This window comes from Franconibacter pulveris (genome assembly GCF_056780215.1).
Genome location: NZ_CM165555.1, coordinates 2,662,843 through 2,689,233 on the forward strand (window position 1 = coordinate 2,662,843; position 26,391 = coordinate 2,689,233).

Here is a 26,391-nt window from a genome sequence, read left to right on the forward strand (position 1 = left end):
AACATAATGCCGCCGTGGCGTCGAAACGCCGTTACCTGTTTTATTCAAGGAGCAACTTTGTCGCAACTTTGTCCTTGTGGCAGCGCACAGGAGTATAGCCTATGTTGCCAGCCTTATCTGTCTGGCGACAAGGCGGCGCCCGTTCCGTCACATCTCATGCGGTCTCGCTATTGCGCTTTTGTGATGAAAGACGCGAATTATCTTGTCGATACGTGGCATCCAGCGTGTCAGGCAAACGCCTTTCGGGCTGATATCGAGGCGGGCTTTGCCCATACTGAATGGCTGGGGCTGACTATTTTTGAAGAGGCGCCGGGGCAAAATGAAGAAGAAGGCTTCGTAAGTTTTGTGGCGCGCTATAGCGAGCGGGGCAAACCTGGCGCTATCATTGAACGTTCCCGGTTCTTAAAAGAGCACGGACGCTGGTATTATATTGACGGCGCTCGTCCGGTAATTGGTCGTAATGACCCCTGCCCCTGTGGTTCCGGTAAAAAATTTAAAAAGTGTTGCGGGCAATAAACCGCCTTTTGACAACGCTGAATGACAAACACTCAACAGGATCTTCCCTGCAATGCAAGCATTACAACGCAAAGTACTTCGCACTATTTGTCCCGATCAGAAAGGCCTGATCGCACGTATTACCAATATTTGCTACAAGCACGAACTGAATATCGTCCAGAACAATGAGTTTGTCGATCACCGCACCGGCCGCTTTTTTATGCGTACCGAACTGGAAGGCATTTTTAACGATGCGACACTGCTTGCCGATCTTGATAGCGCGCTGCCGGAAGGTTCCGTACGCGAACTCAACCCGGCTGGACGCCGCCGTATCGTCATTCTCGTCACCAAAGAAGCGCACTGCCTGGGCGACCTGCTGATGAAAGCCAACTATGGCGGGCTGGATGTCGACATCGCTGCGGTTATCGGCAACCACGAAACGCTGCGATCGCTTGTCGAGCGCTTTGATATTCCATTCCAGTTGGTAAGCCATGAAGGTTTAACGCGCGAAGAGCACGATCAACTGATGGCGCAGGCCATTGAGCATTACGAACCGGATTACGTAGTGCTGGCGAAATATATGCGCGTGCTGACGCCCGATTTCGTTGCCCGTTTTCCGAACAAAATTATTAATATTCACCACTCATTCCTGCCGGCCTTTATTGGCGCGCGTCCTTACCATCAGGCTTATGAGCGCGGCGTAAAGATTATCGGCGCGACTGCGCATTACGTGAACGACAATCTGGATGAAGGCCCGATCATCATGCAGGATGTGATTCACGTTGATCATAACTATACCGCTGAAGATATGATGCGCGCGGGCCGTGACGTTGAAAAAAATGTCCTTAGCCGCGCGCTTTATCAGGTTCTTGCCCAGCGCGTATTCGTTTATGGCAACCGGACGATTATCCTGTAATACGGGTAAAATGAATTGCTTAGCTTTAAAGCGTTACGTGTAAAAAGTACGCAAACGATACATTTCTCATAACGTAAGGCTTTACAGGGGCGCTTCATTTGATATGATGCGCCCCGCTTCCCGAGACGGAAGCAGGCCAGTAAAAGCATTACCCCGTGGCGGGGTTCCCGAGCGTACATAAGGGAGTTGACTGCAAATCTGCCGTCACCGACTTGAAGGTTCGACTCGAACGCAGTGAGAGAACGTTGCCGAAGGCAACGGCCCGAAGGGTGAGGAGCGCAGCTCCGAATAATCCTTCTTCTTACCGCGATGTTTGTAACACGTTTTACCCCGTGGTGGGGTTCCCGAGCGGCCAAAGGGAGCAGACTGTAAATCTGCCGTCACAGACTTCGAAGGTTCGAATCCTTCCCCCACCACCATCTTCAACCACAGCGATGTGGTTAACCTGATAAGTCGCTGGCTTATCATCCAGACAATATGAATACCCCTGGTGGGGTTCCCGAGCGGCCAAAGGGAGCAGACTGTAAATCTGCCGTCACAGACTTCGAAGGTTCGAATCCTTCCCCCACCACCATCCCCTTTATATCAAGCTCCCTTCTGCCATCAGCCATCACTTTCCATACGCCATTTACGCGGGGAAGGATGAGAACCTTCGATTAAGGTTCGGGCCGAGCGAAGCGAGACAACGTTGCCGCAGGCAACGGCCCGCAGGGCGAGGCGCAACGCGCCGAGTAATCCTTCCCCCACCACCATCTCTTCAGATAAAAATCACCTTTAAGCAACCCGACTGCCTTCCATATCGCTTCTGCGCGGGGAAGAATGAGAAGCTTCGACTAAGGTTCGGGCCGAGCGAAGCGAGACAACGTTGCCGCAGGCAACGGCCCGCAGGGCGAGGCGCAACGCGCCGAGTAATCCTTCCCCCACCACCATCCCTTTTATATCAAGCTCCCTTCTGCCATCAGCCATCACTTTCCATACGCCATTTACGCGGGGAAGGATGAGAAGCTTCGACTAAGATTCGGGCCGAGCGAAGCGAGACAACGTTGCCGCAGACGACGCCCTGTTTGTCATTTACAACGGCGGTAATCTTCTCTTCACCGGAGAACTCTTCACAATGGAGGTGTTCGACTGCGCGTAGTCCGCCAGGCCATCAAGCAGGTCGTCAAGCTGGCCGATGGAGTGAAACGCCAGGCGCATCACGAAACAATCCTCACCCGTGACCTTGTCGCACTCAATACATTCCGGCATCGCCTGAATCATCTTTTCGACTTTATGCAACATGCCCGGCAGCGGCTTAACGCGCACCAGCGCCTGCATCCCGTAACCCACCGCCGGGAGGTTTACCCGCGCGCCATAACCTTCAATGATGCCGCGCTCCTCCAGCCGTCGGATACGCTCCGCCGTGCTGGGCGAAGAAAGGCCAATTTTGCCGCTCAGCACTTTCAGCGATAACCTGGCGTCTTCTGTCAGATAAGCCAGAATCTGCCGGTCAGTGTTATCCAGAAAGTAATTTTCCATATAGACCTCATAAAAAAAGGCAAAAGATACATCGCTCCTGATTAATTCTATACCGCATCTGGCAGGAAACGTCGAAAATAGACCAACACAAAAGGAGGGCAACATGAGCAACGACTACAAAACCGGCGTCTGGCAAATGACAGCCGCCATGCTGATTTCAGGCTCAATCGGCGTTTTTGTGCTGCTGAGCGGGCAACCCGTGACGGATGTGGTGTTCTGGCGCTGCCTGGTCGGCGCCCTCACCCTATTTATCCTGACGCGCCTTAGCGGCGACTGGCGCAGCCATCTTACTTTGAAGGTCATCGTTGTCGCCGCGCTGGGCGGCGTGGCGCTGGTGCTTAACTGGCTGCTGCTGTTTGCCGCCTACTCCCGTCTTTCCATTGGCCTCGCCACGCTGGTTTACAACACGCAGCCGCTGATGCTGGTGCTGATGAGCATGCTTTTCCTGGGCGAGAAAGTCACACGGGCGAAATGGTATTGGCTGCTGGCCGCTTTTGGCGGGATGGCACTGGTGCTGGCGGGCCAGTTAACGGGGTCGCCTCATGACGGCTGGCTGTTGGGTATCGCCATGGCGCTTGGCGCGGCGTTCTTTTACGCCCTTACCGCACTCATCACCCGTCGGCTAAAAGGGGTGCCGCCTCAGCAAATCGCGCTGGTGCAAGTGAGCGTGGGCGTGCTGATGCTGCTGCCTGTCGCGCATTTCAGCCTCTCACCGACGCCGTTTCAGTGGAGCATTTTGGTTTTGCTTGGCGTGTTACACACCGGGGTCATGTATCAACTGCTTTATGGCGCAATACAAAAGCTGCCGACGCCGGTGACCGGGTCCCTTTCATTTATTTATCCGCTGGTGGCGATTGCCGCGGATCAGTGGGTCTTCGGGCATAGTTTGAGCCTGCACCAGCTGGCAGGCGGCGCGCTGATCCTCCTTGCCGCGGCGGGGAATAATCTGGGCTGGGGAGAAAAGGCAAAAGCGCCTGCGCAAGCGGCGAGTCGTTAACGCCCTTTCCCGAACGGCCTCCCTGCGATAGTCAGCCAAAACGAAATCCGCACGCTCCCCGCCGGAGAAAAATTCTTCACCATTTCGCCAACAAAAAACCCGGCGGCAGCCGGGTTTGTCATATCGCCTGCTATTCAGCGGCGCGCGCGCACCACCTGGTATCTGCGCGTCAGGTATTCCACTGGCGCGCTCCACACGTGCACCAGTCGGGTGAACGGGAAAAGCAGGAACAGCGTCATGCCAAGCACAAGGTGAACGCGGAAGATAAACGCCACGCCGTCAAGCTGCTCCGCCGCGCCGCTGCGGAAGGTCACGATGTGTTGCGCCCAGCCCACCAGCTTCATCATCTCACTGCCGTCCATATGCTGCGCAGAGAACGGAATAGTCAACAGCCCCAGCGTACACTGCGCCATCAGCAGCGCCAGGATCAGGATATCAGCGCTGGTCGATGTCGCGCGCACCCGTGGGTTAAACAGACGACGCTTAAGCAGCAGCAGCCCGCCCACCAGCGTCAGCACGCCGCAGATGCCGCCTGCGACCATCGCCAGCTGCTGCTTAACGGCCACCGGCAGGAACCACTCGTACATCCAGTGCGGCGTCAACATGCCGAACAGGTGGCCGAAGAAAATCCCGAGAATGCCGATATGGAACAGGTTAGAGGCCAGGTTCATCCCCTTGCGGTCGAGCATCTGGCTCGAGGCGGCGCGCCAGGTATACTGGCCATAGTCATAACGCAGCCAGCTTCCTGCCAGAAACACGGTTCCCGCTATATAGGGATAGATACTAAAGAAGAACATATTCAGGAAGTGCATTAGTGCTGTCCTCCGGTAGAGATAGTCAGATACTGCGGGGCAACCGCCCCGGCGAAGCGGCGCTGGTGGGCGGCAATGTCAGACTCGCCGCACCCCTTTTCGGCGAAAAACTTCACCTGCTCTTCTTCCCAGACGGCGTCCAGCGCCTGCGGCGTATCGTCACGGGCTTCGCCAGCCAGTTGCGCCTGCACTTTTTGTTCATCCACCCGGCTTTCAGCGAGCGCCAGCAGCAGGTCGAAAATCACGGCGTAGCGGCTTTCGCGCTGCTTAAGGCGAGCGCCGAGCAACGCCAGGATCGGCGCGATGTCTTTAAGCCCGTCCACCGCGTCGTCATGCGGCAACTGCGCGAGGTATTCCAGATACAGCGGCAAATGGTCCGGCAGTTCGCGGCTGCTGAGTTCAAGCCCGGCGCGCTCGTACTGCGCAAGCAGGTCGACCATCGCCTGCCCGCGGTCGCGGGATTCGCCATGCACATGTTCGAAAAGCAGCAGTGAAGTGGCGCGTCCGCGGTCAAACAGTTCGCTGTAGCTTGCCTGCGCGTCCAGCAAATCCTCGCTTAGCAAGTCGCGGATAAAGACGCCCAACTGGTGGGCATCCTTAAGCGAGAGATGCGCGGTTTCCGCCAGCGCGTCGAACAGCGCCTGCTGGTGCTGCCAGAGCGCGGCGTCGGGGTACTCCAGCAGGCGCGAGAGAATAAGCAGTTCCATTACAGATGCTCCCCTTTCACGGTCACATCGACGGCGTCGATGCGGCGGCTGTTGAACAGGTTGAATTTGCTGTCAGAGCCGTGGCAACCGTCGCCGAAGCTAAAGCCGCAGCCGTTGCGCTCTGGAAACGCGTCACGCGCCAGTTCGCGGTGGCTGGAAGGAATAACGAAGCGGTCTTCATAATTCGCGATAGCCAGATAGCGGTACATCTCCTGCGCTTCCACTTGCGTCAGCCCGACCTCTTCCAGCGCGCGGGTATCGGTCACGCCATCCACCGTTTCGGCGCGCTTGTAATGACGCATCGCCAGCATGCGTTTCAGGGCCAGTAATACCGGGGCGGTGTCCCCTGCGGTGAGCAGGTTCGCCAGGTATTGCACCGGAATGCGCAGGCTTTCCACATCCGGCAGAATGCCATTGCGGCCAAGCTCGCCCGCATCGGCGGCGGACTGAATCGGCGACAGCGGCGGCACGTACCAGACCATCGGCAGCGTGCGGTATTCCGGGTGCAGCGGCAGCGCCAGCTTCCACTCCATCGCCAGCTTCCACACCGGCGACTGCTGCGCGGCGTCAATCACGCTCTGCGGCACGCCATCTTTCAACGCCTGCTCAATCACTTTCGGGTCATTCGGGTCGAGGAACACGTCCAGTTGGCGCTGATAGAGATCGGTCTCATGCTCGGTGCTCGCCGCCTGCTCGATGGCGTCCGCGTCATACAGCAGCACGCCAAGATAGCGAATGCGGCCCACGCAGGTCTCTGAACACACCGTCGGCATCCCCGCTTCAATACGCGGATAGCAGAAAATGCACTTCTCAGATTTGCCGCTCTTCCAGTTGAAGTAGATTTTTTTGTACGGGCAGCCGGTCACGCACATGCGCCAGCCGCGGCATTTGTCCTGGTCAATCAGCACGATGCCGTCTTCTTCACGCTTGTAAATCGCGCCGCTCGGGCAGGTGGCCACGCACGCCGGGTTCAGGCAGTGCTCGCACAGGCGCGGCAGATACATCATGAAGGTGTTTTCGAACTGGCCGTACATCGCCTTCTGCATGTTGTCGAAATTTTTATCCTGCGAGCGCTTTTCAAACTCGCCGCCCAGGATCTCCTCCCAGTTCGGGCCCGCTTCGACTTTATTCATCCGTTGGCCGGTGATTTTCGAGCGTGGGCGCGCTATCGGCTGATGCTTGCCTTCCGGCGCGTTGTGCAGGTGCTGATAATCGAAGTCGAACGGTTCGTAGTAATCGTCAATGCCCGGCAGATGCGGGTTGGCGAAAATTTTACCCAACAGCATGCCGCGCCCGCCCATGCGGGGCTGCAGCTTGCCGTTGATTTTGCGCACCCAGCCGCCTTTCCACTTCTCCTGGTTTTCCCAGTCGTTGGGGAAGCCGACGCCCGGCTTGCTTTCGACGTTGTTGAACCAGGCGTACTCCATGCCCTCGCGGCTGGTCCAGACATTTTTACAGGTCACCGAACAGGTGTGGCAGCCGATGCATTTATCAAGGTTCAGCACCATGCCGACTTGTGAACGAATTTTCATTTTACGCTCTCCTGTTTCTGGTCGTTGCCTTCGCCGTCCAACCAGTCAATGTTCTTCATCTTACGCACCACCACAAACTCATCGCGGTTAGAGCCCACGGTGCCGTAGTAGTTAAAGCCGTAGGCCAGTTGCGCATAGCCGCCGATCATATGGGTCGGTTTCGGGCTGATGCGGGTGACCGAGTTGTGAATGCCGCCGCGCTGGCCGGTGATTTCCGACCCCGGAATATTCACGATGCGCTCCTGGGCGTGGTACATCATGGTCATGCCAGCCGGCACGCGCTGGCTCACCACCGCACGGGCGGTCAGCGCGCCGTTGGCGTTAAACACTTCTATCCAGTCGTTATCCGCAATGCCAAGGTCGCGGGCGTCCTCTTCGCTCATCCAGACAATCGGGCCGCCGCGGGAAAGCGTCAGCATCAGCAGGTTGTCGCTGTAGGTGGAGTGAATGCCCCATTTCTGGTGCGGCGTCAGGAAGTTCAGCGCCTTCTCCGGGTTGCCGTTAGACTTCTTGCCCATCACCGCTTTCACCGAACGGGTGTCGATAGGCGGGCGATAGACCAACAGGCTCTCGCCGAAGTCGCGCATCCACGGGTGATCCTGATACAGCTGCTGGCGGCCAGAGAGCGTGCGCCACGGGATCAGCTCATGTACGTTGGTATAACCGGCGTTATAAGAGACATGCTCATCTTCAAGCCCGGACCAGGTGGGGCTGGAGATAATTTTGCGCGGCTGCGCCTGGATATCGCGAAAGCGAATCTTCTCTTCTTCTTTATTCAGCGCCAGATGCGTATGGTCGCGGCCGGTAAACTCGCTCAGCGCCGCCCAGGCTTTTACTGCCACCTGGCCGTTGGTTTCCGGCGCAAGGGTTAAGATCATCTCGGCGGCGTCAATGGCGGTGTTCAGCATCGGCTGGCCTTTGGCCGGGCCGTCTTGTTTGGTGTAATTGAGCTTACGCAGCAGATCCATCTCGCTCTGGGTATTCCAGGCGATGCCCTTGCCGCCGTTGCCGATTTTCTCCATCAGCGGGCCGATGGAGGTGAAACGCTCATATGTCGCCGGGTAGTCGCGCTCAACGGCAATAATGTGCGGCGCGGTTTTGCCTGGAATCAGCTCGCACTCGCCTTTTTTCCACTCTTTCACCTCCAGCGGCTGCGCCAGCTCGGCGGCGGAGTCATGCTGAATCGGCAGCGTAACCACATCGGTTTCTTTGCCCAGGTGGCCCACGCAGACTTCCGAGAATTTCTTCGCGATGCCTTTGTAGATTTCCCAGTCACTTTTCGATTCCCAGGCCGGGTCCACGGCGGCGGAAAGCGGATGAATAAACGGATGCATATCCGAGGTATTCATGTCGTCTTTTTCATACCAGGTGGCGGTCGGCAGCACGATGTCGGAGTAAAGACAGGTGCTGGAGAGACGAAAGTCGAGGGTGACCACCAGGTCCAGCTTGCCGTCAAGGCCGTTATCCTGCCATTCAATCTCTTCGGGCTTCACGCCGCCCTGCTGGCCGAGATCTTTGCCCTGAATGCCGTTTTCGGTGCCGAGCAGGTATTTGAGCATGTACTCATGCCCCTTACCGGAGGAGCCCAGCAGGTTCGAGCGCCAGACGAACAGGTTACGCGGATGGTTTTTACCGTTCTCCGGCTCTTCGGCGGCGAAGCGGATCTCGCCCGATTTCAGCGCCTTCACGGTGTAATCCACCGGGCTCATGCCCGCTTTATCCGCCGCCGCCTTGATGCGCAGCGGGTTAACGCCAAGCTGCGGCGCAGAAGGCAGCCAGCCCATACGCTCGGCGCGCACGTTGAAGTCGATAAGATGGCCGCTGTAGCGCGATTTATCCGCCAGCGGCGACAGCAGGTCTTCCGTCGTCAGGGATTCATAACGCCACTGGCTGGAGTGGTTATAGAAGAACGAGGTGCTGTTCATATGGCGCGGCGGACGGTTCCAGTCCAGCGCGAAGGCCAGCGGCGTCCAGCCGGTTTGCGGGCGCAGTTTCTCCTGGCCGACATAGTGCGCCCAGCCGCCGCCGCTCTGGCCGACGCAGCCGCAGAACACCAGCATATTGATAAGCCCACGGTAGTTCATGTCCATGTGGTACCAGTGGTTCAGACCCGCGCCGACGATTATCATCGAGCGGCCATGCGTTTTATCGGCATTGTCGGCAAACTCGCGGGCGGTGCGAATAATCTGCGCGCGCGGCACGCCGGTAATCTGCTCCGCCCAGGCCGGGGAGTACGCTTTCACGTCATCGTAGCTGGCGGCGCAGTTGGCGTCGTCCAGGCCGCGATCGAGGCCATAGTTGGCAAGCGTCAGGTCATACACCGTGGCCACCAGCGCCTGGCTGCCGTCAGCAAGGGTCAGGCGTTTTACCGGCAGCTTATGCAGCAGGATGTTTTCCAGCTTCACCTTATTGAAATGTTCGCTGCTGTCACCGCCAAAGTACGGGAAGCCGACCTCGGCAACCTCATCCTGGTGGCCCAGCAACGACAGGCGCAGTTCGGTCTCTTCGCCGGAGGCGCCGTCGCGCTGCTCCAGGTTCCACTTGCCCTTCTCGCCCCAGCGGAAGCCGATGGAGCCATTCGGCGCCGTCAGTTCGCCATTGCGGTTATCGAACGCGACGGTTTTCCACTCAGGGTTATTCTGCTGGCCCAGCGCATCCACCAGATCGGCGGCGCGCAGCATGCGGCCTGCGGCATAGAAGCCGTCGCGCGCTTCGAGCATCACCAGCATCGGCATGTCGGTGTAGCGGCGCACGTAGTCGGTGAAATACTGGCTCGGTTTGTCGAGGTGGAATTCGCGCAGCATCACGTGGCCCATCGCCAGCGCCATCGCGCTGTCGGTGCCCTGCTTCGGCGCCAGCCACAGGTCGCACAGCTTGGCGATTTCCGCGTAGTCCGGGGTGACGGCGACGGTCTTCGTGCCTTTGTAGCGCACCTCGGTAAAGAAGTGGGCGTCCGGCGTGCGGGTCTGCGGCACGTTGGAGCCCCAGGCGATGATGTAGCTGGAGTTGTACCAGTCGGCAGATTCCGGCACGTCGGTCTGCTCGCCCCAGGTCATGGGCGAGGCGGGCGGCAGGTCGCAATACCAGTCATAGAAGCTCAGGCAGGTGCCGCCAATCAGCGAGAGATAGCGCGCGCCAGAGGCGTAAGAGACCATCGACATCGCCGGAATGGGCGAAAAGCCGGCGATACGGTCCGGGCCAAAGGTTTTGGCGGTATAAACGTTTGCCGCCGCGATAAGTTCGTTCACCTCCTGCCAGGAGGAGCGAACGAAGCCGCCGCGCCCGCGCGCCTGCTTGTAGCTTTTCGCTTTTTCGCTGTCTTCAATAATAGAGGCCCAGGCGTTTACCGGGTCGCTGTGACGCGCTTTAGCCTCACGCCAGAGTTTGATCAGACGCTTGCGCATCAGCGGATATTTCAGGCGGTTGGCGCTGTAGAGATACCAGGAGTAGCTCGCGCCGCGCGGGCAGCCGCGGGGCTCGTGGTTCGGCATGTCCGGGCGGGTGCGCGGGTAGTCGGTCTGCTGGGTTTCCCAGGTAACCAGACCATTTTTCACGTAGATTTTCCAGCTACAGGAGCCAGTGCAGTTTACGCCATGAGTCGAACGCACGATCTTGTCGTGCTGCCAGCGGCTCCGGTAACTCTCCTCCCAGTCGCGGTTTGTTTCAAGAAGCTGGCCGTGCCCATTGGCAAAGGTGTCGCCCTTCTGTTTGAAGTAGCGAAACCGGTCCAAAAATTTGCTCATCAGCGTTTCTCCTGTAGGGAGCCTTAAGGCTCTTCTGGTAAATCGACATTGCTGGAATGGCGGCACGGTAACGCCGCGTAAGATAAGCAGAATTGACGGCGATCAAGCCGACCCGGCGCAGAGAAGGCGCGCAAAAAGCGAACTACCCCCAAAGTAGGAGGCGAGACTTTCGTTTAATTCGTTGTTTGAAAAGCAAATTATTTGTATAGCGCAGAAATTGACCGCCCTTTTTTGCCGGGGTGGGTATTAAGGGGTAGAGAGCGGATAAGCGAGCCTGCCCGCTGAAATGAGGAACGACGGCAAGCGACAGGTTTTCTACAGTAATACTATCTCGCCGTTGACGTCGCCCTAAGGAGGGCCGTAATGCCCCGCAACGTACCCAGCCCTGACAAGCCCGATTCGGCTATTCCTGACGAGGCGCAAAGGGTTGCGGCGCGACGGGCGTTAGCGGGCGTTGAGCCCACCGCTCCGCGCTGCGGGCTCGCCTTCTCCGGGGGTGGCCTGCGCAGCGCCACTTTCTCGCTGGGGCTGATTCGCGCCCTGGCCAAAAACCGTCTCCTGACGCGCTTTGACTATCTCTCCACCGTCTCGGGCGGCGGCTATGTCGGCGGCATGCTGGGACGGCTCTACCACGAAAATAACGCGAAAAGGGTTGAAGAGAGGCTGGCGGCGGAGGACTCCCTCCTGTTGTGGTGGCTTCGCAACCACGGGCGTTACCTGGTACCCGTCGGTTCGCGGGATCTGCAAATAGCGGGCGCGAGCATGCTGCGCGCATTTGCGCTTAACGCGCTGCTGGTCATCTGGCTTGCGCTGCTGGTCACCCTGCCCGCGCTGATGGTGACGCAAAAAGGCGGCGGCGCGACGCTTTTTCATGATCTTATGTACATCTGCCTGAGCGCCGCAGGCGTTGCGTCGCTGCATTACTGGATGTCGGTAAGCCTGCGCGGCTATTTTTTAGCGGGCGCGGCGCTGCTGATGGCTGGCGGATACGGGTTATACCGTCTCGGTTTTCCGGCCACTATCACGCCGTCGCCGGGCGTGGGGCTGCTTGCGGCGATGACGCTTTACAGCCTGCTGCTGATGGCTTATGCCGGGCGCTGTTGGGGTTCGCCCTCCCGCTGGCGGCTGGGACTGACGCTTCACCTGCGGTTCTGGCTGATGTGCGCGCTGTTGCTGGCGCTGCTCTGGGCGCTCGGCGCGCTCGCTCGCGAGGCGCATGGCTATCTGCCAACGCTCTGGCAGAGCACGGTCTGGCTGTTAGCGCTGCTCGCAGGCGGCAAGCTTCTTCTGTTGGCAGGGCTGCTCGCGAAGCTGCCGGTTAAAAAAGGGTTGTTGATTCGCCTTAGTGTCAACCGGCGCTCCTGGCTTAATCTCACGGGCGTTTTCATACTGGCGACGCTGCTGACGCTGGTCGCCAACTGGCTGCTGGCCCTGGGGGAAAGCGGGCTTCTCACCCCAGCGCTCCATGCGCTGCCGCCCGCTCTCGGGTCGCTTGCCAACGAAGCCTGGATGCTTCTGGTCTGGTGCTGCGCCTTGCTCACGCTTTGCTGCCTGCGCGTCATGCCGGAACTGCTTAACCTCGCCTCGTTGCACCATTTTTATCGCGCGCGGCTTGAGCGGGCCTGGCTTTCGCCTGGCAACCGGCAGCGTTTCGAAAGCGACCCGCTGGATAGCTACGCTGAGGAAAAGGCGCTTAAGGTGAAGAAAGTCACCCGCGCGCTCGAGGGAGACGATATCGCGCTTCAGGACTACCAACCGCACCGCCACGGCGGTCCCATCCATCTTATCAACTGCTGCCTGAACCAGACCCTGGACGACCGGACCGGCGGCTATGTGGCCGATCGTAAAGGCAGGGTGCTGACGGTGAGCAGCCTCGGGATGGAGCGCGGCGGCGCAGAGCCTGAAGGGAATGCGCCGCCAGGCGCGCTTTCGCACTGGCTCGCGGTATCCGGCGCGGCGGTCAGCGCCGGGACAGGCTCACGCACCGCGCCAGGCGCGGCGTTCTTGATTTTTCTCTTCGGCGCCAGGCTTGGCTACTGGCAGCGTAACGCGTCTGCGCATCGCAAGCGCCGCGAAAACGCGCTCTGTCGGGTGTTTCGCGCGCTCGCCGCGCCGCCCGGCTATCTGGCGGGCGAAATGCTGGCGCGCTTTCCGGGTCCCGATAAGCGCTACGCTTTTCTTTCCGACGGCGGTCATGTGGAAAATACCGGCGTCTATGCGCTCTTAAAGCGCCGTCTGCCCCTGATTGTGCTGGCGGAGTGCGGCGCGGACCCGGACTTTGTATGGGACGATCTGGAAAACCTGGTGCGCAAGGCGCGAATCGATCTTCACACGGAGATTACGTTTGACGACGATCCGCCCGCGCCCTTCGTTACGCCTGCGCATTTTTCCCGGGAGCCGGGTTCGCCGCTGCTGCTGGCGCGCCTGCGCTATCCACAGGGCGAAACAGGCGCGCTTATCGTGGTCAAACCTCGTCGTCTGAAAAACGCCACGCCAGATACCGTAGCCTGGAGCGAGCGCGACCGCGGCTTTCCTTTTCAGAGCACAACCTGGCCTTTATTTGATGAGGAGCAGTGGGAGGCTTATCACCAGTGCGGGTTAGCGGCGGGTGAGTTAGTCGATGACGCGTTGCTTGAGGCGGCGCTGAAATACGTTCGCGGCCTGTGAGAAGAAAAAAAGCGCGACCGAAGCCGCGCAAAGGATAACCAAAAGGTTAACTGTTAGCGTGCCGACTTGCGGCCATAAATGGCCCAGGTCACCACAACGCAAACGACATAGAAGACAAAGAAGAGTTTCATCGCGCCCGCTGGCGAGCCGGTTAAGGCAAGCGAGGTGCCGAACGCTTTTGGGATAAAGAAGCCGCCAATCGCGCCGATGGCAGAGATAAAACCGAGCGCCGCCGCCGTGTCGGTGGCCGCTTCGCGCAGCGCCTGCTCTTCGCTGCCGCCCTGCGCCTTCACGCGGTCCATGGTCAGCTTGCGGAAGATAACGGAAATCATCTGGAAGGTGGAACCGCTGCCCAGCCCCGCCGTCAAGAACAGCAGCAGGAAGACGCCGAAGAAAGCGACAAAGTTGCCGCCCTCGCCGCCGGAAGGCAGCGTGAGAAAAAGCAGCGCGCTGAATATCGCCATCAGAATAAAGTTCACCAGCGTCACCCGCGTGCCGCCGAGGCGATCGGAGATAGCGCCGCCCGCCGAACGGGCAAGCGCGCCCACCAGCGGCCCGAAGAAGGCGAAATGCAGAATATCCACCTGGGGAAACTGCGTTTTGGAAAGCATGGCGAAACCGGCGGAGAAACCAATAAACGAGCCAAACGTCGCCAGGTAAAGCAGACTCATAATCCACAAATGGCCGCGCTTAAGCACGGGCAACTGCTCGCGCAAGGAGGCTTTCGACGTGGCGAGATCGTTCATGCCGAACCAGGCCGCCACGGTGAAAATCGCCAGCGGCAGCACCCAGACCCACGCCGCGTTTTCAAGATAGAGCATCGTGCCGTTATCCTGCTCAACGCCCGTGCCGCCAAAGACCGCGAACATGGAGAGCGAAATGGCCAGCGGTGCCACCAGTTGCATAACGCTTACGCCGAGGTTGCCCAGGCCGCCGTTAATGCCCAGCGCCCCGCCCTGCTTTTGCTTCGGGAAGAAAAAGCTGATGTTCGCCATGCTGGAGGCGAAGTTAGCGCCAGCGAAACCGCACAGCAGCGCGATGATAATAAACGTGCTGAAAGGCGTGGTCGGGTCCTGCACCACCACGCCAAGCCAGGCGCAGGGGATTATCAAAATACCCGTGCTGAACGCGGTCCAGCGGCGGCCGCCGAACACGGGCACCATAAACGCGTACGGCACGCGCAGCAGCGCCCCGGAAACCGAAGGCAGGGCCGTCAGCATAAAGAGCTGGTCGGTTGTAAACTGAAAGCCGACCTTGTTCAGGTTCACCGCCACCGCACTGAACAGCATCCAGACGCAGAAAGCGAGCAGCAGGCAAGGCACCGAAATCCAGAGATTGCGCCGCGCCGTGCGATGCCCCTGGCGTTGCCAGAACGCGCTGTCCTCGGGCCGCCAGTCGGTAATTAACGCGCCGGAGGCACGCTCTGGGACGGAAGAGTGACTCATAGACACCTCAAATGTTGGGGATTTACCCCGCCACCTTAGGCGTTAGGGCGTCACGTAAGTTGATGTAAATCAATGGATATTCACGCCCTGAATCGGTAGAAATTTAACCATGCTCCTTAGTGAGTAGCCGAAGCAAGCAAAAAAAGTGTGGTTTTTCACTCCGCTGCGCTTCTTCCTGACCGACCTGCTCCCCTCCCTTCCTCTCGCGGCAATAAAGGAGTAATCCCTTAGAGGTATGGGTATACTCCAGGGGATACCAGACAATAGTTTCCCTGTGGTTTTTCTCGCCTTTCAGGACGCGCCGCGCATGCTAAAACGCCTCTTCTCCCCGTTGACGCTGGTTAACCAGCTGGCCTTGATTGTCTTTCTGCTCGCCGGGCTTGGCGTAACGGGCATGGGCGTCGCGGGCTGGCTGGCGCAGGGCATTCAGGGCAATGCGCACGCCATCAATAAGGCAGGCTCCCTGCGCATGCAAAGCTATCGTCTGCTCGCCAGCGTGCCGCTGGATGCGCGCGACGCGCCGCTGCTGAACGAAATGGCGCGCACCGCCTGGAGCCCGGAGCTTGAGCATGCCGCGGCCCGCGACGGTCAGCAGCCGCAGTTACGGGCGATTCAGACATACTGGCGGCGCTTTCTGTCACCCGCCTTGCGCGCCGCCTCTTCCCCACAGGAGGTGAACGCCGCGGTCGGGCAGTTCGTCAGCCAGATAGACAGCCTGGTCACCGCCTTCGATCACACCACGGAGTTGCGCATTCAGCGCGTGGTCTGGCTCCAGCGCGCCATGGCGCTGCTGACGGGGCTTTTGCTTATCTTTACGCTGGTCTGGCTGCGCAAGCGGCTGCTGCGCCCCTGGCGGGCGCTGCTGGCCATGGCGCAGGCGGCGGGACAGCGCGACTTCAACCAGCGCGTGCAGATAGCCGGGCGCGACGAAATGGCGACGCTCGGCCAGGCGCTTAACAGCATGTCGGCGGAGCTTGCGCAAAGCTACGCGGTGCTGGAAGCGCGGGTGAAGGAGAAAACCGCTGGCCTTGAGCACAAGAACCAGATCCTCGCCTTTCTCTGGCAGGCGAACCGCCGTCTGCACTCCAGCGCGCCGCTGTGCGAAAGGCTGGCGCCGGTGTTGAACGATTTGCAGCAGCTGACGCTGTTGCACGACCTCGCGCTGCGGGTTTATGAAGTGGACGACGAAGAGCACTATCAGGAGTTTCTCTGGCAGCCGGACGAACGCTGCGCGGAAAAAGGCTGCGCGCTCTGCCCGCGCCGCGAGCCTGCGGGCGAGACGCAGACCACGCTGAAATGGCGGCTGGCGGACAGCCATACCCAGTACGGCCTGCTGCTGGCGAAGCTGCCGCCGGGCTGTCATTTAAGCCACGATCAGCAGCAGATGATAGACACCCTTACCGAGCAGCTCACCGCCACGCTCGCGCTTGAGCGTCAGCAGGAACGCAAGCAGCAGCTTATCTTGCTGGAAGAGCGCGCGGCCATCGCCCGCGAGCTGCATGATTCCATCGCCCAGTCGCTCTCCTGTATGAAGATGCAAGTCAGTTGTCTGCAAATGCAGGGCGACGCGCTGCCGCAGGCGAGCCGCGACCTGCTCGGGCAGATCCGTAACGAACTTAACACCTCGTGGCGACAGCTTCGCGAGCTGCTCACCACGTTTCGTCTTAAGCTTACAGAGCCGGGGCTGAAAGCCGCGCTTGAGGCAAGCTGCCAGGAGTTCGGCGCGCGGCTGGGCTTTCCGGTTACGCTTGATTACCAGCTGCCGCCGCGCCTTGTGCCTTCGCACCAGGCGATACATCTGGTGCAGATAGCGCGTGAAGCGCTCAACAACGCGTTCAAGCACGCCGACGCCAGCGCCCTGCGCGTTTGCGTAACGCTTCAGGGCAAGCAGGTGCGGCTGGCGGTGGAAGATAACGGCTGCGGTCTGCCGGACAACGCCGAGCGCAGCAACCATTACGGCCTGATTATTATGCGTGACCGCGCCCAGAGTTTGCGCGGTGACTGTCAGATCCGGCGGCGGGAAGCAGGCGGCACCGAAGTGGTGGTGACCTTTATCCCCGATGCGCCCCTTTTATCTGTACAAGGAGAATCCCATGAGTAACCCGGAACCGGCCACTATCCTGTTGATTGATGACCACCCTATGCTGCGCACCGGCGTGAAGCAGCTCATCAGCATGGCGCCTGGCATTACGGTTGTCGGCGAGGCGGGCAATGGCGAACAGGGTATCGAAATGGCCGAGGCGCTAGATCCGGATCTGGTCCTGCTCGACCTGAACATGCCGGGCATGAACGGGCTGGAAACCCTGGATAAGCTGCGCGAGAAGGCCCTTTCCGGCCGCGTGGTGGTCTTTAGCGTTTCTAACCATGAAGAAGACGTGGTGACGGCGCTCAAGCGCGGCGCGGACGGCTATCTGCTTAAAGACATGGAGCCGGAAGAGCTGCTGCGGGCGTTGCAGCAGGCAGCGGCGGGCGAAATGGTGCTGAGCGAAGCGCTAACGCCGGTGCTGGCGGCGAGCCTTCGCGCCAGTCGCGCCACCTCCGAGCGCGATGTGTCGCAGCTTACCCCGCGCGAGCGCGACATCTTAAAGCTCATCGCCCAGGGGCTGCCGAACAAAATGATCGCCCGCAAGCTTGATATCACCGAAAGCACCGTCAAAGTGCATGTGAAGCACTTGCTGAAAAAGATGAAGCTGAAATCTCGCGTGGAGGCGGCGGTCTGGGTGCATCAGGAGCGCGTCTTTTAATCCGCCGGCAACAGGTTATAGCGCGGGTCGTCCTGCGGCAGCGTCTGCACCGGCTCGGTGAGGCGCAGGGTTATCCAGTTAGAGGTCACACGCTGGCCGCGTTCATCCTCCACCGTGACAGAAAGCCGCCAGCTGTTGTTCGCCCCCGCCGCGCTATCCCAGGCGGGCATAATGATGCTCCAGCCGTCGGCGCTGCGGCCGTTAAGCGGCGGCGTCAGGCTCAGCGCCTGGGTGTCCCCCTGCCAGGAGAGCTGGCGAATGCCGTGCACACTGCGCACCTGCAGCTTCAGCGCCACCGTCTCGCCCGGCGCCAGATCCCAGGGCGGCGTGGCGAGAAACACCGACAGGGTTTTGCGCTGACGAAACTCCATTACCGGCGCGCCACTGCGCTCCACGCGGTCATAGCGACTGCCGCGCAGCGAACTGGCGTTCTCCACTTCCGTTGCGGAAAGCTGTTTGCCAAGCGGCACGCCGAAGCGATAGTTAACCCGCAGGCCGAGGTTATTCTGGCTCTCGCCGCTTTCCCCCTGCTTATGCTGCGCGCTCAGCGTCACCAGCGGCACCGGCGTGTAGCTAAGCCCCACCTTCACGGCCATCGGGTTATGGTAGCCGGTGCCGCTGTCGAAGAGATCGACCCTGTCGCCAAAGTACTGCTCAAGGCTCAGGCTGGTGTTGACGTGCCGGTAAAAGGGCAGCCAGGCCTGCGCCGTGACGTCGTAGCCTCTCGCCAGCCGCTGCTCCTGAAGTTCGGTATCGCCGGTGCGCCAGCCGCTAAGCGGCTGATAGTAGTTGGCGGAAAGCCGCAGATACTCGCCCCAGGCTTCCGCGCCGAAGCCCGCGCGCTGGAGGTTTTCTTCCAGCAGGCTGTCGTAAAAGGTGTTGTAGCCAAGCAGCCAGTCGCCCGTCACCCAGCGCTGGCCGATGCCCGCATTGCCCACTAACCCGTCGCTGCGCTCGCTGACGCCAAGCTGCGTCCAGGTCAGGTAGCGGTTGTTATCCTGCCAGGGGGTAAAGAGCGAACCGCTGCTGCCGTTGAAATTGCCATGTTCGTCCACCAGCAGGTCGATACTGGCGGTGCCGAGCGGCGAAAGCAGCGATTCGGCCTCGCTGGTCACCTCTTTGCTTAAGGCGTCGCGCAAATGCGTAAAGGCAAACTGCCGCGCCTGCTGACCGGGCGCCAGGTCGCTTTCCGTCTGGCTCGCCTCGCCAAAGGCTTTGGCGACGGTCGCGATGTGGCGCGCCGTGGCGTCGCTTTCGGGGGCCATGCCGAGGTCGGGCAGGTTATCGTTATCATTATCGAAGGGATTTTGCGCCTTTTGCATAAAGGTCGCCGGGGCACCAGCAGCCCCGCCCCCGGAGAGGAGCGCAAGCAGCATTAACGATGAGACAGCAGGTTTACGTAACAACAGCATAACGACAGGCGGCGACAGCTCTCAGACCGGTTGACCGGGACAACAAAACATCGGCTCAGTATAACATACCCCTCCCTCACGCTAAGCGCCCTCACCCGTTTGCACCAGAAAGCGGGTCGCCGCCACGCGATTTCAGGATTATCCTCAGGCGCTTTTACCCCTCTGCGCTACGCTTAACTCACCCACCCCGCGCGAGAAACCGATGATGAAAAGGCCGCTGTTTTCTGCGTTTACCTGCGCCGCCGCGCTGTTTGCGACCGCCGTTCAGGCGGAAGGCATTTTTATGTTGCAGTCCCCGGCGATTGCCGATAACGCCATGATGGAGAAAAAATACGCCGGCAACGCCAACGATAACCCCAACTGCACGGGCGAGAACCAGTCGCCGCCGCTGGTCTGGAGCAACGAGCCGCAAGGCACGAAAAGCTATGCGCTGATTGTATTCGATCCGGAAGGCGCCAAAGGGCTTGGCGTTACGCATCTGGTGGCTTACAACATTCCCCCCACCGCAACCGGCTTCGCGGCCAACGATCTGCGCGACGCAAAAGGGTTTACCGGCGGCAAAACCACCCCCGGCACTCACGCCTGGTACGGCCCCTGCCCACCGACCGGCAGCGGCGCGCACCACTATAATTTCACCCTTATCGCCACGGACCTTGAGCCGAACCTTCCGGCGGGGCTGACCCGTGAAGAACTGTTACAAAAGCTTAAAGGGCACGCGCTCGCCGCCACGGGTCTCGTGGGCCGCTTCGGCCAGTAACGCTTTGAGTTCCGGCACGCAGGAGCCGCAGTTGGTGCCGCAGCGCAGCTTTTCGCCCAGCGCTGCGGCGCTGGCGCAGCCCTCAAGAATAGCGGCCCGAATGCGATTTTCCCCCACGCCAAAGCAGCTACAGATTGTCCGCCCCGCCGCCTCCTGCTCGCCGGGCGCTTTGCCGCCAAGCAGCGCGTGACGCTCCAGCGCCGTGGTCGGCGGCTGCGTGAAGGCGGCCAGCACCGCCTCGCGCTGAACGTTTGGCGCGCTGTTTGCGCCGAAAAAGGCCAGTTGCAGCTCGCCTTCGCGCCACGCCAGCAAATGATAGAACCCCTCTCCCTGCGCGTACTGGAGTTGCCAGTCCTGAGCGCGGCAAAGCTGCGCAACCCATGTCTGCGCCGGGCCGTCAGTGGCAAAAAGAAAATGGTGAAACGGCCCCGCCGGCTGTCGCCACCAGATAGTCTCCTGCGACAGCGCGACCGCCTCGCGGCTGAAGATTTCGCCCTGCCACGCGGCGCGCCACCCCTCCACGCGCACCGCGGTCTGCTTGCTTTCCGGCTGTCCGGAGTGCGGGTCAACCACCGGCGCCACCAGCGCGTTGACCCGCCCCTGCCGGGCGAAGCGGTCGTTCCAGTGCATCGGCGCGAAAAGCGCGCCCGGCCTCTGCGCAGCCGTGACGTTGACGGTGGTCACCATCCAGCCCAGAGGCGAGCTAACCCGCGCCAGCGCCTGCGGGAAAAGCCCGTAGCGCGCGGCATCGTCCGGATGCACATCCAGCTGCGGCAGCGGCATATGCTGCATCAAACGCGGCACCTCGCCGGTGCGCGTCATGGTATGCCACTGGTCGCGAATGCGCCCGGTATTTAGCAGCAAAGGGTACTGCGCGTTTACCTGCGCCTGCGGCAGTTGCGGCGTAACGGCGACCATCTGCAGTTTCCCTTCTTTTCGCCAGCCGCGCCGCTGCGTCAGCAGCCGCGCCGCGCCCTGCGGGTTGGCGGCGTTTATCGGCCACTGCACGGGTTCAAGCGCGTCGTACTCTGCGCGCGACAACCCGGCAAGCGCGCTGATATCAAACGCCCGCGCGCCGTCGTTTTCAAAACCGGAGAGCGCCGCATGCTCGCAAAAAACCTCATGCGGATGCGCCCAGCCAAACGCCTCGCTAAAGCCGAGCCGCTGCGCCACCTGCGCCACTATCCACCAGTCGGCCCGCGCGTCGCCGGGCGCGTCCAGAAAGGGCCGCTGGCGCGAAATACGCCGTTCGGAATTGGTCACGGTGCCGTTTTTCTCGCCCCAGGCCAGCGCCGGAAAGCGGATATGCGCAAAGCGGCCGGTGTCCGTTTGCGCCGCCACCTCAGAGACAATGACCAGCGGGCAGGCCGCGAGCGCCGCGCGCACCCGGTCGCTATCCGGCAGCGAAACCGCCGGGTTGGTGCCCATCACCCACACCGCTTTCACCTCGCCGCGCCCGATGGCGTCAAACAGCTCCACCGCCATCAGCCCTGGCGTGTGGGCAATGCGCTCGCTTCCCCAGAAGCGGCCGAGCCGGGCGATATCTGCTGGTTCGAAGTTCATGTGGCAGGCAAGCTGGTTAGCAAGCCCGCCCACCTCGCGACCGCCCATGGCGTTTGGCTGTCCGGTCAGCGAAAAGGGGCCGCAGCCGGGGCGGCCGATTTTTCCGCTCGCCAGATGCAGGTTAATGATGGCGTTGCACTTGTCGCTGCCGCTGGAAGACTGGTTAATGCCCATGGTATAGAGCGTCATGACGCGCGGCGCAGAGAGGAAGTCATCATAAAAGCGCGCGACCTCGTCCGGCGTTACGCCGCAAAAATCCGCCACCCGCTCAAGAGGCCACTCTCGCGCAACGGCAAAGGCGTCGCTTGCGCCGTCGAAATCACACGCCTGCTCGTCCATCAGCGCCAGCAGGCCGACAAACAGCCCGGCGTCGCTGCCCGGTTTTATCGCCAGATGGGTGTCGGCGATATCGCAGGTGGCGGTGCGCCGCGGGTCGATCACCACGATTTTCATCTCCGGGCGCGCCTGCTTCGCCGCCGCGATGCGCTGGTAAAGCACCGGATGCGCCCAGGCGGCGTTCGCGCCGACCAGAATGATCAGGTCCGTTTGTTCCACATCCTCATAGCTGCACGGCATCGCGTCCGCGCCAAACGCGCGTTTGTAGCCCACCACGGCGGAGGACATGCAAAGCCGGGAGTTGGTATCGATATTCGCCGCGCCGATAAACCCTTTCATCAGCTTGTTGGCGGCGTAATAATCTTCCGTCAGCAGCTGGCCGGAAGCGTAAAAGGCGACGGACTGCGGGCCGTGCTGGTCGATAATGGCGCGCAGGCGCCCGCCCGCTTCATCCAGCGCGCGCGCCCAGCTTACCCGCTCGCCCCCCACTTCGGGGTAAAGCAGCCGCCCGGCAAGGCCGGTGGTTTCGCCAAGCGCCGCGCCTTTTACGCACAGCCGTCCAAAGTTCGCCGGGTGTCGCTCATCGCCCCGCACCGTCACCACGCCGCGCTCGTCGCGCTGCGCAACCACGCCGCAGCCCACGCCGCAGTACGGGCAGGTGGTGCGCGCCGCGTTCATGACGCCTCCGCGCGCGCGATCAGCGCCTGGCTGCCGACCAGCACTTTGCCCGCTTCCACTTTTACCGGCCAGGCGCGCACGCAGACGGCGTCATTCTCCACGCCGCGGCCGTCGCGCAGGCGGATGCGCTGTTTATAGAGCGGGCTGATGACGATGGGCTCCCCCGCCGCATCGCCGAGAAGGCCGCGCGAAAGCACATTCGCCTCGCTGCCAGGCTCAAGGTTATCCAGCGCGTAAACCTGCTCGCCGATGCGAAACAGCGCGATCTGCCTCTCGCCAAGGCGCGCGCCGATCCCCGCCTGCGGCGGAATATCGGTCACGTCGCAGACGGCCTGCCACGGACGCTCGCTCGCCTTCAGGCTTACCGGCTCAACCGTCTCAACTGGCTGCGGCTGGCCGCGCAGCGTGCGGCGCTGCACCGCTTCGTCAGGCTTGTCGCTGTTAACGAAAGAGCGGAACAGCGCCAGCCGGTCGGGGCTTGCCAGCGTGGTTTGCCACTCGCACTGGTAGCTGTCGACAACCTGCGCCATTTCGCGCTCAAGCTCCTCGCCGATGCCGAGCGAATCCTCGAGAATGACCTCGCGCAGGTACGCTACCCCGCCCTCCAGGTTATCCATCCAGACGCTGGTGCGCTGCAGGCGGTCGGCGGTGCGGATGTAAAACATCAAGAAGCGGTCGATGGTGCGGATAAGCGTGTCGTGGTCGATATCGCTTGCGAAGAGATCCGCGTGGCGCGGTTTCATGCCGCCGTTGCCGCACAGGTAAAGGTTCCAGCCCTTCTCAGTGGCGATGACGCCCACATCTTTGCCCTGCGCTTCGGCGCACTCGCGGGTGCAGCCGGAAACCGCCATCTTAATTTTGTGCGGCGCGCGCAGCCCCTTGTAGCGGTTCTCCAGTTCCACCGCGAGCCCGGTGGAGTCCTGCACGCCGTAGCGACACCAGGTGGAGCCAACGCAGGATTTCACCGTGCGCAGCGATTTCCCGTAGGCGTGCCCGGTTTCAAAACCTGCCGCCACCAGTTCCGCCCAGATGGCGGGCAATTCTTCCAGACGAGCGCCAAAAAGATCGATACGCTGACCGCCGGTTATCTTGCTATAGAGGTTATAGCGTTTGGCTATCTGGCCGATGGCGATGAGCCCGTCCGGCGTCACCTCGCCTGCCGCCATCCGCGGCACAATGGAATAGGTGCCGTCTTTCTGGATATTGGCGAAGTAGCGGTCGTTGGTGTCCTGCAGCGGCAGGTGCGCGGGCTTGAGCAGGTATTCATTCCAGCAGGAGGCGAGCACGGAACCCACCAGCGGCTTGCAGATTTCGCAGCCATGCCCCTGGCCGTAGCGGCTGATAAGCTGTTCAAAAGTGCGGATGTGGTTAACGCGAACCAGGTGATAAATCTCCTGGCGCGAGTACGGGAAGTGTTCGCAGATATCTTTTTTCACCGCCACGCCCTGCTGCTCAAGCTGGTATTCCATCACCTGCTTCACCAGCGCGCTGCAGCCGCCGCAGCCGGTGGCCGCTTTGGTGCAGCTTTTGACCGCCCCCATCTCAACGGCGCCGTTCGCCACCGCCGCGCAGATATCCGCCTTACTGACGTTGTGGCACGAGCAGATCTGCGCGCTTTCCGGCAGCGCCGCCACGCCGAGTCCCTTCGCGGGCGCGCCCTGGCTTGCGGGCAGGATCAGCGTCTCCGGCTGGGCGGGCAGCGCTATGCCGTTAAGCATCATCTGCAACAGCGTGGCGTATTCGCTGCTGTCGCCCACCAGCACGCCGCCGAGCAGCGTTTTGTTGTCTGGCGAAACGACGATTTTTTTATAAATCTGCTGCGGGCCGTTGGTCCACTGGTAGCTCTGGCAGCCCGGCGTTGCGCCGTGCGCGTCGCCGAATGACGCCACCTCCACCCCCAGCAGCTTGAGTTTTGTGCTCATGTCGGCGCCCTGAAACGCCGCCGCCTCGCCCGACAGCTGCGCCGCCGCCACGCGCGCCATCTGGTAGCCCGGCGCCACCAGACCAAAAATTTTGCTCTGCCAGAGCGCACATTCGCCGATGGCGAAAATATTCTCATCGCTGGTCTGGCACTGGTCATTAATCACAATGCCCCCGCGCTCGCCTGTCGCAAGCCCTGCGGCTTTCGCCAGCGCATCCTGCGGACGAATGCCGGCAGAAAAGACAATCAGATCGGTCTCCAGGCTTTCGCCATCGGCGAACTGCATGCGCAGGCCGCTCCCCGCAGCGGCGATTTCCGTTGTCGCTTTGCTGGTATGCACGCTAACGCCAAGCGCCTCGATTTTCCCGCGCAGCATCGCCGCACCGGGCGCATCCAGCTGTACCGCCATCAGGCCGGGGGCGAATTCCACCACATGCGTTTGCAGCCCCAGTTGCGTTAAGGCGTTCGCCGCCTCAAGCCCAAGCAGGCCGCCGCCTATCACCACGCCGCGCGTGGCGTTTTGCGCATGGGCGCGAATGGCGTCAAGGTCATCCAGCGTGCGGTAGACAAAGCAGCCCGGCAGGTTGTTGCCCGGCACGGGAGGCACAAAAGGAAAGGAGCCGGTCGCCAGCATCAGTTTGTCCCAGCGGGTTTCGTGGCCTTCGCTGTCGATGACCACCTGTCGGCTGCGGTCTATCCGGCTGATCTTGCACCCGCTGCGCAGTTCAATGCCGTGCGTTTCGAAAAAATGCGCCTGCACCATGGAGAGCGACTGCGCGCTGCGGCCGTTGAAGTATTCCGACAGGTGCACCCGGTCATACGCCGGGTGCCGCTCTTCGCCAAAAACGACGATACGGTAGCGCTCATGCAGCTTCGCGTTCACGCATTGCTCAAGAAAGTGGTGCCCTACCATGCCGTGGCCGATGACCACCAGAGTTGATTTTGTCATTGCATCGCTTCCAGCAGCCTGCGGCTGCGAATCGTGGTTAAAAAGAAGCCCGGCGTGTTCATCCACCGGCTGTTGCAGTTGGGCGGCAAGCTGCGCGGCGCCGGAGGTATCGCCAAGCAGCAGCGCGCCCGTCAGCCTGCCGTTGCGGATAAACAGGCGGCGATAGTGACGGGAAAGCGGGTCGAAGGCGGTCAGCGTGCGGCTTTCAGGCGTTGGGACGATGTCGCCGAGGCTGAAGAGTTCGATGCCCGTCACCTTCAGGCGCGTGCCGCTCTGCTGGTAGCGGAAATCGGCTGCGGGCTCGCCCGCGAGCCGTGCCGCGAGCACATCCGCCTGTTGCAGACAGGGCGCCACCAGCCCCCACAGCTCGCCGTTGTGTTCACAGCATTCGCCGAGCGCGCTCACGCCCGGATGCGAAGCGCGAAGCTGGCCGTCCACCACAATGGCGCGCTGACAATGCAGCCCGGCGCCTTGCGCAAGGGCGATGTTCGGGCGGACCCCGGTCGCCATCACTACCCGGCTGGCGGGCAACCGCTCGCCGTCATTAAGCGTGACGTGCTGCGCGTCGATACTCGCAATGCCGTTCGCAAGGCGGCAGTCGATGCCGCGCTCGCGCAAATGCTCCGCCAGCATCGCCCCGGCCTGCTCGTCGAGCTGCTGCTCCATCAGCCACGGATGGCGGTGCACCAGCGTGACGTCAGCGCCCTGACGGTTAAGCGCGGCGGCGGCCTCCACCCCGAGCAGCCCGCCGCCGAGCACCACCGCCGGGCCGGGGGCGGCAAGTATCGCCTCCACGTCCGCCAGCGTGCGAAAACCGCGCACGTGCGGCAGCTGATGGCCTGCAACAGGCGGAATGAACGGCGTGGAGCCGGTGGCGAAAACCAGTTCGTCCCAGCTGAGCATCCGCGCCGTGGTGCGCAGCCAGCGCGAAGCCACGTCCACCGCTTCCACCTTTTCGCCCGTCAGCAGCTCAACGCCGCGCGCGGCATACCAGGCCGCGTCGTGCAGCTGCGTGGCGCGGGCAGGCTTTTCGCCGCTCAGCACCGGCGAGAGCAGGATGCGGTTGTAGGCAAGCGTCGGCTCTTCGCCAATCAGGGTGATGGCAAAGCGCCCGGGCGCGCGGTCGGTAAGCTGCTCCACCAGCCGCACCGCCGCCATGCCGTTGCCGATAATCGCCAGTCGCTGCGCCATGTCGCCTC

Annotated in this window: 16 protein-coding genes, 2 tRNA genes and 3 other RNA genes; 12 read left to right on the forward strand and 9 right to left on the reverse strand. The window is 61.3% G+C overall.

The window, feature by feature from the left end:
• Positions 1 to 57: 57 nt before the first annotated feature.
• From ACU4F7_RS12590 to ACU4F7_RS12620, 7 genes are all read left to right on the forward strand, one after another.
• Complete coding sequence (locus tag ACU4F7_RS12590) at positions 58 to 516, forward strand: YchJ family protein (RefSeq protein WP_481637045.1); 459 nt, start codon at positions 58 to 60, stop codon at positions 514 to 516.
• A 52-nt stretch (positions 517 to 568) separates the two neighbouring features.
• A complete protein-coding gene (gene purU, locus ACU4F7_RS12595) occupies positions 569 to 1,411 on the forward strand; it encodes a formyltetrahydrofolate deformylase (RefSeq protein WP_029591509.1) in 843 nt (280 codons plus the stop codon).
• Positions 1,412 to 1,579: 168 nt separating this feature from the next.
• A non-coding RNA gene (locus ACU4F7_RS12600) (RtT sRNA) lies at positions 1,580 to 1,721 on the forward strand.
• Between the two features lie 24 nt (positions 1,722 to 1,745).
• Positions 1,746 to 1,830: transfer RNA gene (locus ACU4F7_RS12605), tRNA-Tyr, on the forward strand.
• A 70-nt stretch (positions 1,831 to 1,900) separates the two neighbouring features.
• Positions 1,901 to 1,985, forward strand: a tRNA-Tyr gene (locus ACU4F7_RS12610).
• 47 nt (positions 1,986 to 2,032) lie between these two features.
• Positions 2,033 to 2,163, forward strand: a non-coding RNA gene (locus ACU4F7_RS12615) — RtT sRNA.
• Between the two features lie 46 nt (positions 2,164 to 2,209).
• A non-coding RNA gene (locus ACU4F7_RS12620) (RtT sRNA) lies at positions 2,210 to 2,340 on the forward strand.
• 142 nt (positions 2,341 to 2,482) lie between these two features.
• Here the strand turns inward: ACU4F7_RS12620 and ACU4F7_RS12625 are convergent.
• Positions 2,483 to 2,929, reverse strand: a complete 447-nt coding sequence (locus ACU4F7_RS12625; protein ID WP_024556081.1) for an Lrp/AsnC family transcriptional regulator — start codon at positions 2,927 to 2,929, stop codon at positions 2,483 to 2,485.
• A 103-nt stretch (positions 2,930 to 3,032) separates the two neighbouring features.
• Here ACU4F7_RS12625 and ACU4F7_RS12630 point away from each other — a divergent pair, with 103 nt between their 5' ends.
• On the forward strand, positions 3,033 to 3,926 hold the full coding sequence (locus ACU4F7_RS12630; RefSeq protein WP_481637046.1) for a DMT family transporter: 894 nt from the start codon (positions 3,033 to 3,035) through the stop codon (positions 3,924 to 3,926).
• A 134-nt stretch (positions 3,927 to 4,060) separates the two neighbouring features.
• On the opposite strand, the gene narI is transcribed toward ACU4F7_RS12630, so the two are convergent.
• From narI to ACU4F7_RS12650, 4 genes are read right to left on the reverse strand one after another with little or no spacing between them, the layout of a single operon-like run.
• Positions 4,061 to 4,738: a respiratory nitrate reductase subunit gamma gene (gene narI / locus ACU4F7_RS12635; protein ID WP_481637047.1), complete on the reverse strand. Its 678-nt coding sequence runs from the start codon at positions 4,736 to 4,738 to the stop codon at positions 4,061 to 4,063.
• Positions 4,738 to 5,445 (reverse strand): nitrate reductase molybdenum cofactor assembly chaperone, encoded by a 708-nt coding sequence (gene narJ / locus ACU4F7_RS12640; protein WP_481637048.1) that lies wholly within the window; start codon positions 5,443 to 5,445, stop codon positions 4,738 to 4,740. The genes narI and narJ overlap by 1 nt, the downstream gene beginning before the upstream one ends.
• Positions 5,445 to 6,977, reverse strand: a complete 1,533-nt coding sequence (gene narH / locus ACU4F7_RS12645) for a nitrate reductase subunit beta (protein ID WP_481637049.1) — start codon at positions 6,975 to 6,977, stop codon at positions 5,445 to 5,447. Before narH ends, narJ begins: the two co-directional genes overlap by 1 nt.
• A complete protein-coding gene (locus ACU4F7_RS12650; RefSeq protein WP_481637050.1) occupies positions 6,974 to 10,720 on the reverse strand; it encodes a nitrate reductase subunit alpha in 3,747 nt (1,248 codons plus the stop codon). Before ACU4F7_RS12650 ends, narH begins: the two co-directional genes overlap by 4 nt.
• 363 nt (positions 10,721 to 11,083) lie before the next feature.
• Between ACU4F7_RS12650 and ACU4F7_RS12655 the strand changes: the two genes are divergently transcribed.
• Positions 11,084 to 13,387, forward strand: coding sequence for a patatin-like phospholipase family protein (locus tag ACU4F7_RS12655; protein ID WP_481637051.1), 2,304 nt, complete (start codon positions 11,084 to 11,086; stop codon positions 13,385 to 13,387).
• Positions 13,388 to 13,440: 53 nt separating this feature from the next.
• Here the strand turns inward: ACU4F7_RS12655 and ACU4F7_RS12660 are convergent, their stop codons facing one another.
• Positions 13,441 to 14,832, reverse strand: coding sequence for a NarK family nitrate/nitrite MFS transporter (locus tag ACU4F7_RS12660; RefSeq protein WP_024556074.1), 1,392 nt, complete (start codon positions 14,830 to 14,832; stop codon positions 13,441 to 13,443).
• 307 nt (positions 14,833 to 15,139) lie between these two features.
• Here ACU4F7_RS12660 and narX point away from each other — a divergent pair, with 307 nt between their 5' ends.
• Positions 15,140 to 16,933, forward strand: a complete 1,794-nt coding sequence (gene narX / locus ACU4F7_RS12665) for a nitrate/nitrite two-component system sensor histidine kinase NarX (protein ID WP_481637052.1) — start codon at positions 15,140 to 15,142, stop codon at positions 16,931 to 16,933.
• The gene (gene narL, locus ACU4F7_RS12670) at positions 16,926 to 17,576 is read left to right on the forward strand and encodes a two-component system response regulator NarL (RefSeq protein ID WP_024559770.1); all 651 of its coding nucleotides are present in this window, start codon (positions 16,926 to 16,928) and stop codon (positions 17,574 to 17,576) included. Before narX ends, narL begins: the two co-directional genes overlap by 8 nt.
• Here narL and ACU4F7_RS12675 read toward each other — a convergent pair.
• Positions 17,573 to 18,952, reverse strand: a complete 1,380-nt coding sequence (locus ACU4F7_RS12675) for a YchO/YchP family invasin (protein ID WP_481638729.1) — start codon at positions 18,950 to 18,952, stop codon at positions 17,573 to 17,575. The genes narL and ACU4F7_RS12675 overlap by 4 nt on opposite strands.
• Positions 18,953 to 19,193: 241 nt before the next feature.
• Between ACU4F7_RS12675 and ACU4F7_RS12680 the strand changes: the two genes are divergently transcribed.
• On the forward strand, positions 19,194 to 19,745 hold the full coding sequence (locus ACU4F7_RS12680) for a YbhB/YbcL family Raf kinase inhibitor-like protein (protein WP_024556070.1): 552 nt from the start codon (positions 19,194 to 19,196) through the stop codon (positions 19,743 to 19,745).
• Here the strand turns inward: ACU4F7_RS12680 and ACU4F7_RS12685 are convergent.
• Both ACU4F7_RS12685 and nirB read right to left on the reverse strand, forming a co-directional pair.
• Complete coding sequence (locus ACU4F7_RS12685; protein WP_481637053.1) at positions 19,683 to 22,322, reverse strand: nitrate reductase; 2,640 nt, start codon at positions 22,320 to 22,322, stop codon at positions 19,683 to 19,685. The genes ACU4F7_RS12680 and ACU4F7_RS12685 overlap by 63 nt on opposite strands.
• Positions 22,319 to 26,383 carry a nitrite reductase large subunit NirB gene (gene nirB / locus ACU4F7_RS12690; RefSeq protein ID WP_481637054.1) on the reverse strand — a complete coding sequence of 1,355 codons (4,065 nt, stop codon included), beginning with the start codon at positions 26,381 to 26,383 and terminating at the stop codon, positions 22,319 to 22,321. Before nirB ends, ACU4F7_RS12685 begins: the two co-directional genes overlap by 4 nt.
• Positions 26,384 to 26,391 lie beyond the last annotated feature (8 nt).